Here is a 15,565-nt window from a genome sequence, read left to right on the forward strand (position 1 = left end):
GGACCTCCCCACGGAACCGATCTCCATCGTCGACGTCGTCGCCTTCGACGAGATCGGTGCTCGGTAGGTTCGGGGCGTTCCGTCCTACGCCGTGACGATCAGGAGTCGCCGTCGCCGTCGTCGTACCGCGCGACGACACGACGCGGGTTCGCTTCACTGCGCACTCGGGCGACGCCGACGGCGAAGAAGACGGCTCCGACGGCCAGGAACGCCGTCTTGGGAGCGTTCGGCGAATCGGCCGGCAGCACCAGGGTGGGAATCGCGCAGATCACAGCGGACGCCGCACTCAGGATGGCCCCCAGGGGCAGTCGCGTCGGCATCCTCTTCATCGCGCTGCTCCCTTCGAGCGGTCCGGTGTCAGCATAGGCGAGCCCCTCGACCACCGGCCATATCGCGCGCGGCCTCCGGCGTCCACCGTCACGCGTGAAGCGCGGCGCGCGGCTAGCGTTGCGCGCACCGACGAAGGGATCCTCCGTGCGTACCAGAACCTCACTGCCGGCCCTGGCCGTCCTTCTCGCGGCGCTCGTCAGCGCCGCGTCACCGGCCGCGGCGGCGACGACCCCGTCCGTCACCGCGGAACCCTCGTCCGTCTCGCTGGGCGAGACGACGACCATCACCGCAGCCGGACTCGGCGATCTCGAGTCCGCGACATTCGGACTGGCCGACACCGACTCGGGCTCATTCACCGGCGAGGGTGTTCAAGCGGGCAGCGGCTCGGCCGAGGTTCCCGCCTCCGCGGGGACCGCCGTCGTCGACTTCACCCCCACACGGGCGGGCGATGTCGTGATCGCTGTGGGGACGGGGGAGTCCGTCCTGGCGCAGGTCACCGTCGAGGTGTCGGCGGCGACGGCCGAACCGGCTCCCGTGACGCCCACGTCCTCGCCGTCGGCGAGCCCCTCCGAGTCGACTGAAGACGCTTCCGCACAGGCCGAACCCGACTCCGAGGCCGAGGCCGGGCGCTTCACGTTCGTGCTCATCCCGCTGATCGCCGCGGCTGTCGTGGTGGTCGGGGGCATCATCGTCGTCACGCGCGGCCGACGTCGGCGTCGCGGCGACTGACCCGGTCGCCGCGAGACCGCTCGCTCCGATCAGGGGACGACGTAGCCCGCGGCCCGCACGAGGGCGTACCACTCCGCCCGGGTCAAGCGAAGGTCCGACCCCAGGGCGGCGTCGGTGACTCGACCGGGGCTGGTCGTGCCGAGAACGACCTGCATACCCGCCGGATGACGCGTGATCCACGCCACCGCGATGGCGAGCGGCGGCACGCCGTACTTCTCGGCCAGCGCGTCGATGACCGCGTTCAGGTCGGCGTAGTCGGGGTTCCCGAGGAAGACGCCTCCGTGGCCGCGCGTGCCCTGCAGCGGAGACCAGGCCTGGAGGGTGATGCCGTTGATGCGGCAGTACTCGATGAGTCCACCGCCGTCGAGCACCGCCGACTGGGTCGTCCCCTCCATGTTGGCGGCGAGGCCCTGCGTTACCAGGGGTGCGTGGGCTACCGACAGCTGCACCTGATTGGCGACGAGGGGCTGACGGACCGCGGTGCGCAGCAGATCGATCTGCCGTGGGGTGTGGTTCGAGACGCCGAAGGCACGCACCTTGCCAGTGCTCTCGAGGTGATCGAACGCGCGGGCCACCTCTGCGGGCTCGACCAGCGCGTCGGGCCGGTGCAGCAGCAGGACGTCGATGTAGTCCGTTCGCAGTGAGCGCAGCGACGCCTCCACGGAGGTCACGAGGTGCTCGTATGAGAAGTCGAAGAAGGGCCCCTCCCGCACGATCCCCGCCTTGGTCTGCAGGCGGATCTCTCCGCGCTCGGCGGCGCTCAGGCCGAGAGCCGTCGCGAACCGCTCCTCGGCCGAGTGCAGCGCACGCGCGTAGATGTCGGCGTGATCGAAGAAGTCGATGCCCGCCTCACGGGCCGCGCCGTAGAGCGCGCGCACCTCGTCATCGGTCTTGTCGTCGATTCGCATCATGCCGGCGACGACGTTGGGGACGGTCAGACCGGTGGAGCCGAGGGGGACGTTTCGCATGCCCCTACGCTAGCCCGAGCGGTCCGCGGCGTGCTCAGCCCGAAGGTGTGGGGGTCGGGGCCTCCACGGCGTCCCCTGCCGCCTCTTCGCCCACCTCGGTGTTCGTCTCGCCGGCATCCGGCTTGTCGGCGTCCCCGTCTTCGGCGACGCCCGCACGGGTGCCGCGCGGAACGGCACGCAGCAGTTCGTTCATCTCGGTCAGGAAGCCGGCCAGCTGCTGCTGCTGCCAGCGGAGGTCGCGGGTGCGGTCTTCGGCATCGCGCAGGACGCCGACGCTGTGGGCGCTGATGGTGTCGGCGATGCGCTGCGCCTTGTCGCGGGCGTCGTCGAGCACCTCGCGCGCCCTCACGAGGGCGTCCGCCTCGACCTGCTGCGCCTGAGCGCGGGCGAGGCGTTCGAAGTCGTCGGCACGTGCGCCGATGCGCCGTGCGTGTTCGAGCGCCGCAGAGACCTGCTCGGTCGCGTCGGCAGTGATGCGCTCCGCGTGCGCCACCGCCTGGTTGTGCAGCACGAGGAACTCCTGCTGTGCCTCGTCTTGCCGGCGAGTCAGCGATTCCTCGAATTCGAGGACCCGGGCGGTCATCTCTCGGACGTCGCGCTCGGCCGCGGCCCGCAGCTCGCCCGTCTCGCGCGAGACCATCGAACGCAGGGCTGCGGCGCCGCGCTCGGACTCCGTGCGGATGGCCACGGCCTCCTGCTCGGCCTGCGCGATGCGCTCCGCGGCGTGGGCCTGCTCGCGCTCGAGTCGCGCGGCGTGCGCGGTCGCCTCGGTCTCGACGCGGAGGCGCACCTGGTCGGCGTCATGCTGAGCCTCGGCGCGCAGCCGCGTCTGTTCGGCGATGGCCTCGGCGCGGATGGATGCCGCTTCGTCGCGCGCGCCGTCGAGCAGCCGATCAGCCTGTGCCACGGCGTTCTGCACGAGAACCGACGCCTGCTCTTCGGCGACGCGGAGGATCGCATCGAACTGCTGGCGCTCTTCACGGGGGTCTCGTTCCTCGCCGTCGAGGCCGGTGCTGAGTTCGTTCGACAGGGCCGCCACCCGCGTTTCGGCCTCGGCGGCGCGGGCGGCGGCTGCGCGCGCCTGCTCCTGGAGAGCGGCGACCTGCTCCGCGTGCAGACGCGCGGCCTCCTCGAGTTCTTGATCGTGCTCCGCGCGTTGCTGAGCGAACATTGCCTCGGTACGGAGCTTCGCGCTCTGCGCGTCGGACGCCGCCCGTCGGACCCGCTCGCCGAGTTCACGGACCGCCTCATCGACGGCATCCCTGTCGTAGCCGCGGAAGCCGACCGGGAACACGGGCGCGGTCTCATCGCTCGCGTGTGAGGTCTCCAAGAGGTCCTCGAGCGCTGACGCCTCCGCACCGTCGACGTCGGGCCGTCCGTCTCGCCGCTCGCCGACGGACTCTGGGGCGGTGGGCTCGATCACGGTTCTCTCCTCGGTTCGGTGCGGATCACGGATGTCCCCCGGCTCGACGCGGTCGACGCGGTCGACGCGGGCCGACTCGGAAGGAGGGTCGTGGGAGATGCGCGGTCCCGCGGCTCGGGTGCCGGAGACGCGGGACCGCGCATCGGGGGAAGAGCGATCGCGTTCGGAGAGTCGGGATCTTGGGGGAGAACCGCTCGACGATCGCTCGATCCGACATTCCCACGGTCGACCGCCGTCACGCGGGGATCGAGCCCATTTCTCACCCCTGAATTCGCCCGTGCTGACGTGATCCGCGGGAGGAGGACGTGATCCGGTGCGAGGCGGATCGTGGAGCACGCGAGCGGACGCGAGGGTGCGGGCAGAGCGACGGCATCCAGCGGTGCGGCCCCCCGGCTCGCAGGCGACGCGGTCGCTCTGCCCGCACCACCCAGCATGGCCGCGGCACCTCCCGCGCCTCGACGCCTGCGCAGGAAATCACCCCCGGGAGCGAACACCTCACCCCTCTGGTCGCGGGAGCGCGACAGCGGAGACGATAAGGTGGCCGAGCCTGACCAGGAGGAGCCGATGACCGACACCCTGGAGCGGCCGGCCGACATCGGCGCCGGGCGCCTCGACCGCTTCCCGACGCGGCTGGCTCTGCTCGGAGGAATCGCCGCGTTCGTCAGTGCGGGGCTCATCTGGGTCTGCCGAGCCGGCGACCCGAGCGTTCACTACGTCAGTCAGCTGGGGGCGACGGGCATGCCGACCGCTCCGCTGTTCAACTTCGCGCTTCTCCTCCTCGCCGTCGCGGCTGTCCTCGTGGAGCGGGCCGCTTTCGCCCGCGGTGACGGCTACGTGGCCGGATGGCCGGTCGCATCGACGCTGCTGGCGTGCGGCGCGTGCTTCGGGGTGGCATCCGTCATCACCTGCTCGCCCGGTTGCCCCGTCCCCTTCACCTCCGGAGCCCTCCCGCAGGATCTCGTGCACATCTCGTTCGCCGTGACGGGTTTCGTGCTGGCGATCGTCGCGATGGGCCAGGTGGCGGCGCTGCGGCGCCGTCGGTGGATGCGGGCGGCAAGCGTCGTCACGCTCATCGCGGTGGGCGCCACGTCGTTCACCGGCGCGATGATCGCACTCTTCCGCGGCGACACGGTCCTCGGCGGCAACCTCGAATTCACCGCCGCCACACTCGCCATCACCTGGTTCGGGGTCTTCGGACTGCAGGTAGCCGCCGATCACCGCAGACGTGAACGATGACACGTCGGGAGCCGATGCCCCGACCAGGCGGTCGCCGCGCGACCGCCGTCTGCCGTCGCGTCCGTCAGGTGGCGTCGTGGGTGCTTCCCATCGCCGCGTTCGTCGTCATTCTGCTCGTCCTGCGCGGGGCGGGGGTGCCGCTTTCGATTCCGGGAGTCGTCGTCGTCCTGGTCTTCCTCGGGATGGCCCGGGTCATGATCGGACGCGCCCGGCGTCGCCGCCGGGCGCGTCGGCTCACAGCTCCGACTCGGTCTCGATGAGTCCCCACGCGTGTGCTGCCCGGATCGCACTGGAACGGTCGCTGACCTCGAGTTTGCGGTAGAGGCTCTGCAGCTGCGTCTTGACGGTGTTGGGCGAGACCACGAGAGTCTTCGCGATGTCGGCGATGGTGGAGGACGGGGTGAGGTGCGCGAGGACCACCTGCTCGCGTTTCGTCAGATGCGGGACGCTCACAGACGAGGCGAAGAACGAGCAGCGTCTGGTGATCTCGTCCCGCGAGGCGGGCGAGAGCATCTGCAGGACGAGAGCACGGTCCTCCGGTGCGACTGCGCTCCAGGGACTCCACAGGTCGTGGCGGGTGCTCAACGCTTCGGCCCGTTGCGCCGCCGTGCGGTGGGCTGCGACGCCATTCAGGCGCAGGTCGGCGACGATGCTGACGACGAGGCTCTCCAGTGCCGCACGCGGCGACGGCTCGTGATGCAGCCCCCATTTGACGCTCATCACGAACGCTTCGTGCGTGCGACCGGCGTAGAGATGCGATAGAGCGATGGCGGGCGCGGTCGTCGATGCGAGAGCGAAGGGGCCTTCGAACAGTGACAGCGCCTTCCGCGCCTGACGGAGGGCGATCAGCACCTTCGCCCGCGCGGTGAGGATCTGCGTCGACTGATAGTGGGACGGCGGCGTGCTGCGTGCCCGCGACATCCACGTTCGAAGGAGTCCGAGGGCGTCGGAGGCCGAGCCCGACAGCAGGAACGACAGGGCGTGCACGGCGGCGGCGAACGGCCACAGTTCGCGCGCCCCCGCCGTCGCGGGGAGTCTGTCGAGCATCGTGCGCGCTCCCGCGGCGTCACCCTCCTCGAGTCGCAACCACGCCTCGGCGAGGCGGAGGCCCTCTCCCCAGGGAGAGCTGCGCCAGTTGTCGTCCCGGTCGGGAGCCACGACCTGCTGCGCACCGCGCACGTCTCCCTCGAGCAGATCGATGACGGCGATGACGCCGCGCGCGCGCATGCGGAGCGCGGGAGGAGCGATGCGTTGGGACTGGCCCAACGTCACGCGTGCCTCGCGCAGCCTCCCCATCGCGAACGACGTCATCCCCACCTGATACCAGGCCTCGCATGTCAGCTCGGCGCTCAGATCGCCGGAACGACGCACGGCGTCGTTCAGCACGGCGGCGGCCTCCGTCGCCAGCGCGAAACGTCCGACGGCTCGGAGCAGACTCACGCGCAGGATGAGAGCGTCGAGATCGTTGGACGCGGCGCTCTTGGCGTCCGGGAGTTGGCCGAGAGCGGTCACGACGAGGCCGCGGGTCTCGAGCGACGCCGCTGTATCGGGGTCGAGCGCGAGCAGCGCATCGACCACGGCCGGCGTCATGGGTGCGCGAGTGCGCAAGAGGCAGATGAGACGTCGGAAACCTTCCGGATCGCGCGCCCAGATCTCGGGGCCGGACGAACGGAGCACGCCGGCGAGCGTCGGCCACTGCTCGGCGTCCGCCGCCAACTGCGCGGCCAGCAGGGGTTCGCCGCCGGCGACGAGGTGGGCGAGCAGATGCAGCCGCGCGCTGCTGACGTCCTCGGGACGGCGCTGCGTGATCTCCCGCAGCCACTGCTCGCGGATGGGCTCGGCGAGGGTCAGGCGTGTCGAGCTGGGCCACATGAAGCCGGCGTCCTGGAGGTGGGCCACGAGCTCGCCCGTCGACCCTTCCCGGGGGTCCACCCCCATGGCATCCGCGATGGCCACCGTCACGTGCGGGGCGATGGCGAGCAGGCGCACATCGTCGGAGACGGGCATGTCCAGGCGCTGCTCGAGGTCGGTGGTGAACGCGGCATTGGCGTACCCTGCCGCGGCCAGGGCCTCGTCGCGTGTGCGCAGCGGCAGGCCTTCCAGTCGTAGGCGCGCCGCGGCGAGCTGCACGAGCGCGGGCCAGCCGTGTGTGCGCTCGGCGAGTGCGTCGATGCCCACTTCCGTCGTCGCGACGCCGTTCAACTCCAGGACCTCGGCGAGCTCGTCGCGTGTCATGAGGAGGTGCTCGGTGGGGATCACCTGCACGTCGAACTCGATCGCGACGAGCGGACTCTCCAGACCCGTGGCCTGCCGCGTGGCCACCACGATCCGGAGATTCGCGTCGGAGCGAAGCAGGTGCAGCAGGTGTTCGGTCGTGAGTCCCGCTCCTTCCGAGTGATTGTCGATGAGCAGGACGTGCATGCTCGGGCCCTCGGCGAAGGCGGCGAGGATCTCCGGCAGGCGTTCCGGCGTCGTGACACCGCCGTCGATGAATTGGACGCCGCGCTGGGTGTCGTCGTCGAGGGATGCCGCGAACTGGCGCAGCAGCGACGTCTTCCCGACGCCGGCCGGTCCGCGCAACAGCACGACATCGCTCGAGAGCGCGTCGCGCAACAGGTCGAGCGACGCGGGGCGAGGCGCCCAGAAGCGGCTGATCCGTCGGGTCGCCCGGACGCCGGTGGGGATGGTGTCCACATCGATGAGCATCTGTACCTCCAAGTGGTGGGGACGGCCCCGTCGCAGGCGGGCGAAGGGGTTCGTCGTCGCAGCGAGGCGTCGACCGCATAGAGATGATCCTGAGGGTGAGGACGAGCTCGACCGGGCGAAAACCGCATCTTTCATCCCCTTCGTCATCCCTCTCTCACCCGCTCCGTCGTCACCCTCTTCCCGGCCATCCGTCACGTGCGGGACGCCTTCGCCCGCGCAGCGCGAGCCCCGACGGCGTCGGACGGTGAGCGGGGGCGTGCCTATAGTTCGGGCGACCCGACGTGTCGCCGTCGTGTCGGGAAGGCGGGAGAAGTGGACATGCAGCGGGTGGTGCGCATCCTGCGCGCCTACTGGAAGGCGATCGTGGCGCTCATCGCGACGGGCGCGCTGGCGGGCCTGGGATGGAGTTCGCTGCAGCCGCGGGTCTACACCGCGGACGCGAGCGGCTATGTGGCCGCTGTCGCGTCCGATGGTTCGACCGGTGCCGCGCTGGCGGGGGATCAGCTCGCGCTTTCCAAGGTCAAGTCGTTCATCGACATGGGCTACTGGCGAAGCGTCGCCGAGACGGCGCGTCAGGATCTCGGGCTCTCCGACCCGGCCGAATCGCTCGTGCAGCGCATCCGGGTCTCCAATCCGGTCGACACCGTGAACGTGCGCGTGGAGGCCACCGGGCCCACGCCGGAGTCCGCGCGCGACCTCGCGGAGGCGTGGATACGCGGGATGACGGTGGAGGTGGACCAGCTCGAGACGGGAGCCGGCGGACGGAGCGCTGTGCGCCTGGTCGCGGGTGACTCGGCGCGGCTGCCCACCGCGCCCTCGTCGCCGAACGTGCGGCTCGACGTCACGCTGGGCGCGCTGGCGGGTGGGGTGGCGGGGATCATCTTCGCGCTCGTGCGGCGGGCCTTCGATCGGCGTGTGCGTTCGACGCACGACATCACAGACGCCGTCGACGCTTCCGTCGTCGGCGTCCTTCCCGTCGACAAGGAGCTGGCGAGCGGGCGCGCGGTGTTCTCCTTCGACGACATCAAGGACGGCCGGGGCTCGTTCGCCCACAAGGAGGCGATGCGGGAATTGCGTACGAATCTCCAGTATGTCGATGTGGATCGTCCGGCTCGGATCGTCGTCGTCACCAGTCCGCTCTCGGGAGACGGCAAGTCGACGACCGCCGCGAATCTCGCCGTGAGCATCGCCGCGACCGGCCAGTCCGTCGTCCTCATCGATGCCGACCTGCGGCGTCCGGTCCTCGGCGGGATGTTCGGATTCTCCGACGACGTCGGTCTCTCGGACGTGCTGGCCGGACGCGCGCAGATCGAGCAGGTGGCGCGCCAGGTCGATCAGAACGGCCGGCTCTTCGTGGTCGCCGCCGGTCGCACGCCGCCGAATCCGAGCGAGATGGTGGGATCCCAGCGGATGCAGGCGCTCGCCCGGAAGCTCGCCGATGACATGGTGGTCATCGTGGACTCGCCGCCGACACTCGCGGTCGCCGACGCGGCCGTCATCGCGAGCTGGGCGGACGGTGCCGTCCTCGTCGTCACGGCGGGGCGCACCACCGACGACATGTTGACGCGCGCGACCGAGAACATCGCGAAGACGCGCGGTCATCTGCTGGGCGTCGTGCTGAACAGGATGCCGGTGCGCGGTGTCGATTCCGGGTATTACGGCGCGCAGTACGGGGGCTACTACGGCTATGGCGCCGAACGGTCGTCCACGAAAGCGTGGTGGCGGTTCCGGCGTCGCGGGCAGACAACGCCGGTGGCGGCGGCAGAGGACCGCGAGGCCGGCTCGCGGACGCAGCCCGCTGATCCGCCGCCGGAGAATGTCAGCGGGCTGCGGACGCTCGCGCCGGTGACGACGCCTGCCGTGCCCGGGGGTGAAGTCACGGACGAAATCACGGTGCCGGCGACGAGTGGGGAGACTGCCGCGGGTACCCTGCCGCGGCGTCGCACTCGCCGGGGCTGACCGTTGCGTCAGTGGGCGGTCCCGCCGGGGGCCAGTACCGCCTTGAAAGTGCGGATGAGGATGACGATGTCGCCGACCAGCGACCAGTTCTCGACATAGAAGAGGTCGAGGCGGATGGCGTCGTCCCAGGCCAGCGCCGACCGGCCGCTGACCTGCCACAGCCCGCTCATTCCCGGGCGCACGATCAGACGGCGGTGGGCGTCGTCGTCATAGAACTCCACCTCGGCAGCGCGCTGAGGACGGGGGCCGACGAGGCTCATCTGGCCGCCCACGACGTTGAACAGCTGCGGAAGCTCATCGAGCGAGAATTTGCGCAGCCACCGCCCGATGGGCGTGACCCGAGGGTCGTTGTCGACCTTGAACAGGGGCGTCCCGTCGCGACCCTGCGCACTCAGAAGCTCTTGGAGCCCGGAATCGGCGCCGTCCACCATGGAGCGGAACTTCAGCATGCTGAAGGGAGCACCGCCCTGCCCGACCCGCTCCTGGCGGTACAGGACCGGGCCCGGGCCGGAGGCGCCCACGAGGATCGCGAGCACGGCGAACACCGGCGACAGCATCACGACGAGGATGCCGGCGCCCACGATGTCGAATGCGCGTTTGAGGACGCGTTGTGTCACCGAATACTGTGGGGTCTCGATGTGGACGAGGGGCAGTCCCGCCACGGGACGCGTGTGCAGTCGGGGACCGGCGACATCGGTGAGATTGAGGGCCACGATCAGATGTTGACGCCCCGGATCGAGGCTCCAACCGATCCTGCGGATGTCGTGAGCGTCGAGCACGGCGCCGCCGGACACCAGAACGCAGTCGGCCTTGAGCTCCTCCAGGCGCTCCCGCAGCTTGCGCGCGTTCTCCTCCGACCAGGTCGATCCGAAGCCCGCCCGGTCGAGCGTGTGGACGCCCACCACGTGGAGGCCGGCGGTCGGCTGGCGAGCGAGTTCGTTGGCCACCCGGGTGTTCTCCTCGGCGCTGCCCACGAGCACGACCTGCGCACTCATCGAACCGCGCCGCCGCATGCGTGCGAGCCCGCTGCGGCAGAGCAGCCTGCCCAGGATCAGCGCGACGCAGCCGAGGGGCAATCCGAGCAGGAAGTACCCGCGCGACAGGTCTGCGCCGGTCAGGTACGCCACGATCGCCACCAGACCGAACAACTGCACCGACGCGCTCAGCACGAGGCGGTACTCCGTGACGCCGTATCCGATGACGCGCGCGTGCCGAGTGCCCCATAGGGAGAGGGCGGTCAACCACGCCAGGGTGAGTCCCGCCGAGACGGAGGTGTAGGTGACCGGCGACGACGCGACGGCGACGGGGTGCGGACCCAGCCAGAGGACCTGGGTCCCGAAGGTGACGGTCGCGATCACGCCGATGTCGGCGATGGTCACCCAGCGCGCGTACCGGCGCTGCCACGAGGGTGGCCGGAGAGTTCCGCGCCGGGTGAGACCTGCCGATCGGCCGGGTGACTCCATGAGTGAGGCGGCTAGTCGCATACGTGCTCCGTGATCCACGCCCGGGGGCTGTTCGCGAGACCGGCGCCCGGGACTGGACGCGACGGCGGGCGCGGGGAATGTCTCACCGGCTCGCCCCGGCGCGACGTCTCGGAGGAGTGGGCGAGCGAGGGTGAAAGCCTGCGGCCCGTCGCGCGCGGCGGGATGGTGGGCGTGCAGGCGCCTTCCGTATCGCCGGCCCGGGAAGGGGGCACGGAACAATCGCCCGTGCTCTCGCCCCACCGAAGAACCGTGTCACCCGGCGCGTCGGCGCCGGCGGGCGCCATGACGACTCGCACGGGGAATGTTTACATGTTCATGTGAGCGTGGGTGGCCCTGCAAGCTGGACGCATGAGCGACCAGCCCGACCCCTGGACCGACTTCGCCCGAGAGCTCGGCGCTCGCATGCTGCGTGCTCGGGCCGAGAAGCGGATGTCACAGGAGCAGGTGGCGCATGCCGCGGGACTCGCGACGTTCACCTACCGCAAGCTGGAGAAGGGCGAGTCCAATCCGGGAACGGCTGCGAATCCGCGATTGCGCACGCTGGTCGCGCTCGCCGACGTGCTGGGTGTGCCGCTGAGCGATCTCATTCCGAACCCGCCGCGGGGACTTCCTCCCGTGCGCTGACCGCGATGTCGGAGGTTCGCGATTCACTCTGTTCGTGCCCACCGATGTTCGGGACGACGTCGCAAGCGGCGTCCCCGCGAGAAAGGTGTCAGGCATGAATCAGCGGCTCTCCACACGACGCGTCCACCGAGGACGGTGCTTGCACGAGTGGTGCGTCACAGAGCACGGGTCAACGGTGCATCCCGACGACGAAGACCACCGCAGCGCGGGGATCGCCCTGACGGTGCGGGCGCGCCCTGGAGACGCACGGGGCGTTGGAGAAGTGACCACGCTCGAGATCGGCGCGCTGCGCCGCGCCGATGACTCCGACACGTGGATCGTCATCGAGACCGGAATCGGGGTGTCCTTGGCCCTGACCAGAGAGGGAGCGCGCGCTCTGCAGCGCCGACTGGGTGAAGAGATCGGACCGGACGGTCCGCTCGCGCGTGACGGCGTCGACGGCTGAGTCGTTCGCCCCCTCGCTCAGCGCGCTTCGATGCCCTCGGGCTCGCGACCGTTTCGTCGAGCACCTGGCCCGTCGTCGTCCGTTGTATCACCCGGTCGGCCGGCACCCCGCTCCGATGGTGGAACGTCGTATCGACGCGGCGACAGGCGTTTGCTGGGGGACGGGGCACCCGTCGCGACGACGGGGTCGCCCTGCTGGGAGGAAACCATGGTCGGGAACCGCATCGTCGTCGTCTGCACGGCCAACATGATCCGGTCGCCTTTCATCGCAGGACTCCTCCGGTCCCGCATGCAGGCGTTCGCCGGCCGCGGTCTCGAGGTCGACAGTGCGGGAACCGCGGCGCGGCCGGGTGCCGGAGCTGCGCCCGAGGCGATCGAGCTCGGCAAGACCTACGGGCTCGATCTCGCAGCGCACCGTACACGACGACTCGACGACGGCGTCCTCGCGACGGGAGACACGGTGCTGTGCGCGGAGCGTGCCCACCGAAGGGTCGTCCTCGATCTGCGCCCTGACCTCCTCTCGAGCGTCTTCACGGTGCGCGAATTCGCGCATCTCGTGGCACGTGTGCCGGCACGCGACGCCGCAGGGGACTGGGCTGGGCTCGTGCGGGCGGCGGGACGAGCGCGCCTGGGTGGGCGGGTGACGCCGGAGGCGGACGACGACGTCACCGATCCCATCGGGTGCTCGCAGGAGGTGTGGACCGCCTTCGAACGTCAGGCGACCCAGGCCGTGTCCGCCATCCTCGCCGCCATCGGCTCCCTCCCTCCGGAGGAGTGGACGGACACGTCCCCACCGCGGCCGCCCGCGACCCGGCGCGAGAACCGCATGCGACTCGGTGCACCGTCGAGCCGGCGCGCAGCGCGAACGGGCTGAGGCAATGCCTGTCGATGGAGACGAGCGCCTCTGGTCGGCATCGGGGGGTGATCATCGAACCGACCCCGGCTGAGGCGGTGGCGCCGGAAACCCGTGGATGCCGGGCGGGCGACGCACCTCGTACCAGCAGGCCATGGCGGGCGTCACGCGCGAGCTCGACGACCTGGCCGAGGACCGGCGTGAGGGCGATTTGCTATGGCTGCACCCTCGACGCATCCCGCACGGTACTGCGACGACGTCCCGAGAGGCCCGGGGTGCCGGGGGCGGGGCCACCGAGGTCGTGCGAAGGGGTGAATCAGCGGGCGAGCCTGCACCGCATTCCCGCCACGAAGAGCGCAGCGGTCAGGCTGCCGGCGGTGTTGGCGACGACGTCGTAGACGCTGCTGACGCGCCCCGGTAGGAACAGCCCCTGCGCGGCCTCGATCAGCGTCGGAACGGCCCACGCGATGACGAGAACCGTCCAGGGGCGTCGGCGCAGGAGCGGCGCGAGCAGGACGCCGAAGGGCAGGAAGACCAGCACGTTCAGCGCGAAATCCACCTCGCGCCCGTTGGCGGAGGGGAACAGCCGGAAAGCGAGCCGGAAGAGCAGATCGGCGTGCTGATCGAGATGGTCGGGCGACAGGAGGATGACCGCGAGCCCGGCGACGTACAGCGCCGCGAACACGGGGAGTACCGTCGGGGCGGCGTGGCCGCGGCGGCGTAGAGGCGGCTGGGGGGCGGAAGGCACGTCTCACCGTAGAGGGCGGCCCCGACGGGCGACGCCGCGCACGCGACTAGGACCGGCGGGTGAAACCGCGGCGCACGATGCGTAGCAGCCCCAGGAAACCGAAGAGGCCGACCACGGCCCCGAGCGCGGCGAACAGCGTGATGGATCCACCGAGGACCGGTCCGCCGCCGGCGATGACGAGGACGACGGCGATCACCACCGCGGCGATCGACACGAGCGTCGAGGCGATCTCACCGGTGGCGCGGGCCAGGATGCCGCTGATGTCGGATCCGTCCTGCCCACGCAGCGTGATCCCGATGGATCCCTTCTCGGCGCCGGTGAGGAGCGCGTCGAGGCGCCGGGGTATCTGCTCCAGCCGAGCGAGGGCGATGACGGACTGCGCCTGCAGGTCTGTCGCCATCCGCGAAAGCGAGAGGGTGCGCCTCAGGAGCATGGGCATCAGGGGAAGGGCGCGCCCGGCCATGTCGAAGTCGTCGACGAGCACGCGCAGGCACCCCTCGAGCGTGGCGAAGCTGCGGAAAGCCGACGCCAGCTCCCCGGGGAGGGCGATGCGATGCTGCCGGATCACGTCGACCATGCGCGTGAAGATCGACCCGTGCCCCGTCGTGCGCAGATGCTCGGTGGTCAGAACGACCCCCACGTCGTGACGGAAGGCGTCGAGATCGAGATCATCGGGAACGTCGACGATCAGGAGCAGGGCATCGGCGGCGGCGACGTCGTTCTCGCTGAGCGCTGCCAGCAGGAGCGCCGTCAGATGCTGTCGACGGCTGCGTTCGATGATCCCCACCGCGCCGAAGTCGATGAGTCCCAGCGTCCCGTCGTGGCGCAGGAGAACGTTGCCGGGGTGCAGGTCGGCGTGGAAGACGCCGTAGACCAGGATCTGCTCGATCACCGTCGACATGAGGACCTGAGCGAGGCGGTCGCGTTGCGAGACATCGAGGGAGGACAGCCGCTCGGCGGAGTCGCTGAGGGCGGTGCCGTCGACGAGCTCCATCGTCAGGACGCGCTGATGCGAGGCGTTCGGGAACACGCGCGGCGCGCTGACCATTCCGCGTCGGACGGGCTCGGCGCGGTCGATCTCGTCGAGGGTCGCGCCGATCATCGCGGTGTTGCGGGCCTCGATCCGGTAGTCGAGCTCCTCGAGCAGAGTGGCCGTGAAACCACGCGCCACGGCTTCCAGACGCAGATCGCGCCCGACGCGCGTGCGCGCCTCGGCGCGGTGAGCGAGCCGATCGATGATGTCGGCGTCGGCCTCGACCTGCGCACGTGCGGCGGGGCGTTGCACCTTCACCACCACGCGGGTGCCGTCGAGCAGGTGCGCGCGGTGGACCTGCGCCACGGAGGCCGCGGCGAGCGGGGTGGGATCGACATCGGCGAACACGTCGCCGATCGGGCGTCCCAGATCGTCCTCGATGACCTGCCGCACGGTGGGCCAGGGCAAAGTCGTGGCGTTCGTCTGGAGTGACGCCAAAGCGCTGAGGTACGGCTCCGGGACGAGGTCTCGCCGCGTGGACAGCACCTGACCGAGCTTGACGAAGCTGACACCGGCGTCGTTGATCGTCGCCACGATTGCGTTCGCGCGCTCCTCGGACGTGCTCAGCTGCTCTTCGACGCGAGAGCGACCCCCGTGGAAGAGCCATCCGACGCCGTGACGCGAGGCGATGGCGAGGATCTCGAGGTAGCGACGAGTGCGCTTGCGCTGTCGCAGCGCCGCTCGGACGACATCGATCGGGTTGGGCAGGGGGCGCGTCGGGAAGATGGCTTCGCTCGCCACGAGCGCCGCGACGCCGAGCGCGAAGACCCAGGCGAGCGACAGCGCGACGAGGCCGATCCAGAGCCAGGCGTCTTCGGCGGGGATCGCACCGCCCGACTCCGCCAGCCCGGTCTGCCGCAGTGTCCAGGCCGCGGACGGCACGCCCAGCACGAAGACGAGCAGTCCGACCACGATGCTGCGCGGCCACCCCACCGCGGTACCGATGATGCGGCGCGCGACGAAACCGACGAGCACCGCGGAGACGACGGCGGAGATCGAGATGAGGATGCTGGCGACCACGGGGTCAG

13 protein-coding genes are annotated in these 15,565 nt (G+C 70.5%); 6 read left to right on the forward strand and 7 right to left on the reverse strand.

The window, feature by feature from the left end; all coding sequences use genetic code 11:
• Positions 1-98: 98 nt before the first annotated feature.
• Entirely contained in the window at positions 99-320 is a 222-nt protein-coding gene (locus AS029_RS02115; protein WP_139167986.1) for a hypothetical protein, read from the reverse strand.
• A 154-nt stretch (positions 321-474) separates the two neighbouring features.
• On the opposite strand from AS029_RS02115, the gene AS029_RS02120 reads away from it, so the two are divergent.
• Positions 475-1,059: a hypothetical protein gene (locus AS029_RS02120; RefSeq protein WP_058230926.1), complete on the forward strand. Its 585-nt coding sequence runs from the start codon at positions 475-477 to the stop codon at positions 1,057-1,059.
• Positions 1,060-1,088: 29 nt separating this feature from the next.
• Here the strand turns inward: AS029_RS02120 and AS029_RS02125 are convergent, their stop codons facing one another.
• Both AS029_RS02125 and AS029_RS02130 read right to left on the reverse strand, forming a co-directional pair.
• Positions 1,089-2,027: an aldo/keto reductase gene (locus AS029_RS02125; RefSeq protein ID WP_058230927.1), complete on the reverse strand. Its 939-nt coding sequence runs from the start codon at positions 2,025-2,027 to the stop codon at positions 1,089-1,091.
• Between the two features lie 34 nt (positions 2,028-2,061).
• Positions 2,062-3,450 carry a coiled-coil domain-containing protein gene (locus AS029_RS02130; protein ID WP_175456615.1) on the reverse strand — a complete coding sequence of 463 codons (1,389 nt, stop codon included), beginning with the start codon at positions 3,448-3,450 and terminating at the stop codon, positions 2,062-2,064.
• A gap of 564 nt (positions 3,451-4,014) precedes the next feature.
• On the opposite strand from AS029_RS02130, the gene AS029_RS02135 reads away from it, so the two are divergent.
• On the forward strand, positions 4,015-4,686 hold the full coding sequence (locus AS029_RS02135) for a DUF998 domain-containing protein (RefSeq protein WP_058230928.1): 672 nt from the start codon (positions 4,015-4,017) through the stop codon (positions 4,684-4,686).
• A 234-nt stretch (positions 4,687-4,920) separates the two neighbouring features.
• Here the strand turns inward: AS029_RS02135 and AS029_RS02140 are convergent, their stop codons facing one another.
• Complete coding sequence (locus tag AS029_RS02140) at positions 4,921-7,392, reverse strand: LuxR C-terminal-related transcriptional regulator (RefSeq protein WP_058230929.1); 2,472 nt, start codon at positions 7,390-7,392, stop codon at positions 4,921-4,923.
• A 318-nt stretch (positions 7,393-7,710) separates the two neighbouring features.
• On the opposite strand from AS029_RS02140, the gene AS029_RS02145 reads away from it, so the two are divergent.
• Positions 7,711-9,351 carry a tyrosine-protein kinase domain-containing protein gene (locus tag AS029_RS02145; RefSeq protein WP_058230930.1) on the forward strand — a complete coding sequence of 547 codons (1,641 nt, stop codon included), beginning with the start codon at positions 7,711-7,713 and terminating at the stop codon, positions 9,349-9,351.
• Between the two features lie 8 nt (positions 9,352-9,359).
• Here the strand turns inward: AS029_RS02145 and AS029_RS02150 are convergent, their stop codons facing one another.
• The gene (locus AS029_RS02150; RefSeq protein ID WP_228375855.1) at positions 9,360-10,730 is read right to left on the reverse strand and encodes a sugar transferase; all 1,371 of its coding nucleotides are present in this window, start codon (positions 10,728-10,730) and stop codon (positions 9,360-9,362) included.
• Positions 10,731-11,183: 453 nt separating this feature from the next.
• Here AS029_RS02150 and AS029_RS02155 point away from each other — a divergent pair, with 453 nt between their 5' ends.
• The 3 genes from AS029_RS02155 (at position 11,184) to AS029_RS02165 (ending at position 12,777) form a co-directional block, all read left to right on the forward strand.
• Complete coding sequence (locus AS029_RS02155) at positions 11,184-11,459, forward strand: helix-turn-helix domain-containing protein (RefSeq protein WP_058230932.1); 276 nt, start codon at positions 11,184-11,186, stop codon at positions 11,457-11,459.
• A gap of 94 nt (positions 11,460-11,553) precedes the next feature.
• A complete protein-coding gene (locus tag AS029_RS18105) occupies positions 11,554-11,904 on the forward strand; it encodes a DUF6907 domain-containing protein (RefSeq protein WP_479686699.1) in 351 nt (116 codons plus the stop codon).
• A 207-nt stretch (positions 11,905-12,111) separates the two neighbouring features.
• Entirely contained in the window at positions 12,112-12,777 is a 666-nt protein-coding gene (locus AS029_RS02165; RefSeq protein WP_058230934.1) for an arsenate reductase/protein-tyrosine-phosphatase family protein, read from the forward strand.
• 295 nt (positions 12,778-13,072) lie between these two features.
• Here the strand turns inward: AS029_RS02165 and AS029_RS02170 are convergent, their stop codons facing one another.
• Both AS029_RS02170 and AS029_RS02175 read right to left on the reverse strand, forming a co-directional pair.
• On the reverse strand, positions 13,073-13,504 hold the full coding sequence (locus AS029_RS02170) for a VanZ family protein (protein WP_082642098.1): 432 nt from the start codon (positions 13,502-13,504) through the stop codon (positions 13,073-13,075).
• 46 nt (positions 13,505-13,550) lie between these two features.
• Positions 13,551-15,557, reverse strand: coding sequence for an ABC1 kinase family protein (locus AS029_RS02175; RefSeq protein WP_058230936.1), 2,007 nt, complete (start codon positions 15,555-15,557; stop codon positions 13,551-13,553).
• Between the last annotated feature and the right edge of the window lie 8 nt (positions 15,558-15,565).

Source organism: Microbacterium enclense, assembly GCF_001456955.1.
Lineage (GTDB): Bacteria > Actinomycetota > Actinomycetes > Actinomycetales > Microbacteriaceae > Microbacterium > Microbacterium enclense.

Excerpts from the sequence above, each read along its gene's own strand:
- AS029_RS02165 (WP_058230934.1), top strand. The coding sequence starts at position 12,112 with ATGGTCGGGAACCGCATCGTCGTCGTCTGCACGGCCAACATGATCCGG.
- AS029_RS02145 (WP_058230930.1), top strand. The coding sequence starts at position 7,711 with ATGCAGCGGGTGGTGCGCATCCTGCGCGCCTACTGGAAGGCGATCGTG.
- AS029_RS02125 (WP_058230927.1), bottom strand. The coding sequence starts at position 2,027 with ATGCGAAACGTCCCCCTCGGCTCCACCGGTCTGACCGTCCCCAACGTC.
- AS029_RS02115 (WP_139167986.1), bottom strand. The coding sequence starts at position 320 with ATGCCGACGCGACTGCCCCTGGGGGCCATCCTGAGTGCGGCGTCCGCT.
- AS029_RS18105 (WP_479686699.1), top strand. The coding sequence starts at position 11,554 with ATGAATCAGCGGCTCTCCACACGACGCGTCCACCGAGGACGGTGCTTG.
- AS029_RS02155 (WP_058230932.1), top strand. The coding sequence starts at position 11,184 with ATGAGCGACCAGCCCGACCCCTGGACCGACTTCGCCCGAGAGCTCGGC.
- AS029_RS02135 (WP_058230928.1), top strand. The coding sequence starts at position 4,015 with ATGACCGACACCCTGGAGCGGCCGGCCGACATCGGCGCCGGGCGCCTC.
- AS029_RS02140 (WP_058230929.1), bottom strand. The coding sequence starts at position 7,392 with ATGCTCATCGATGTGGACACCATCCCCACCGGCGTCCGGGCGACCCGA.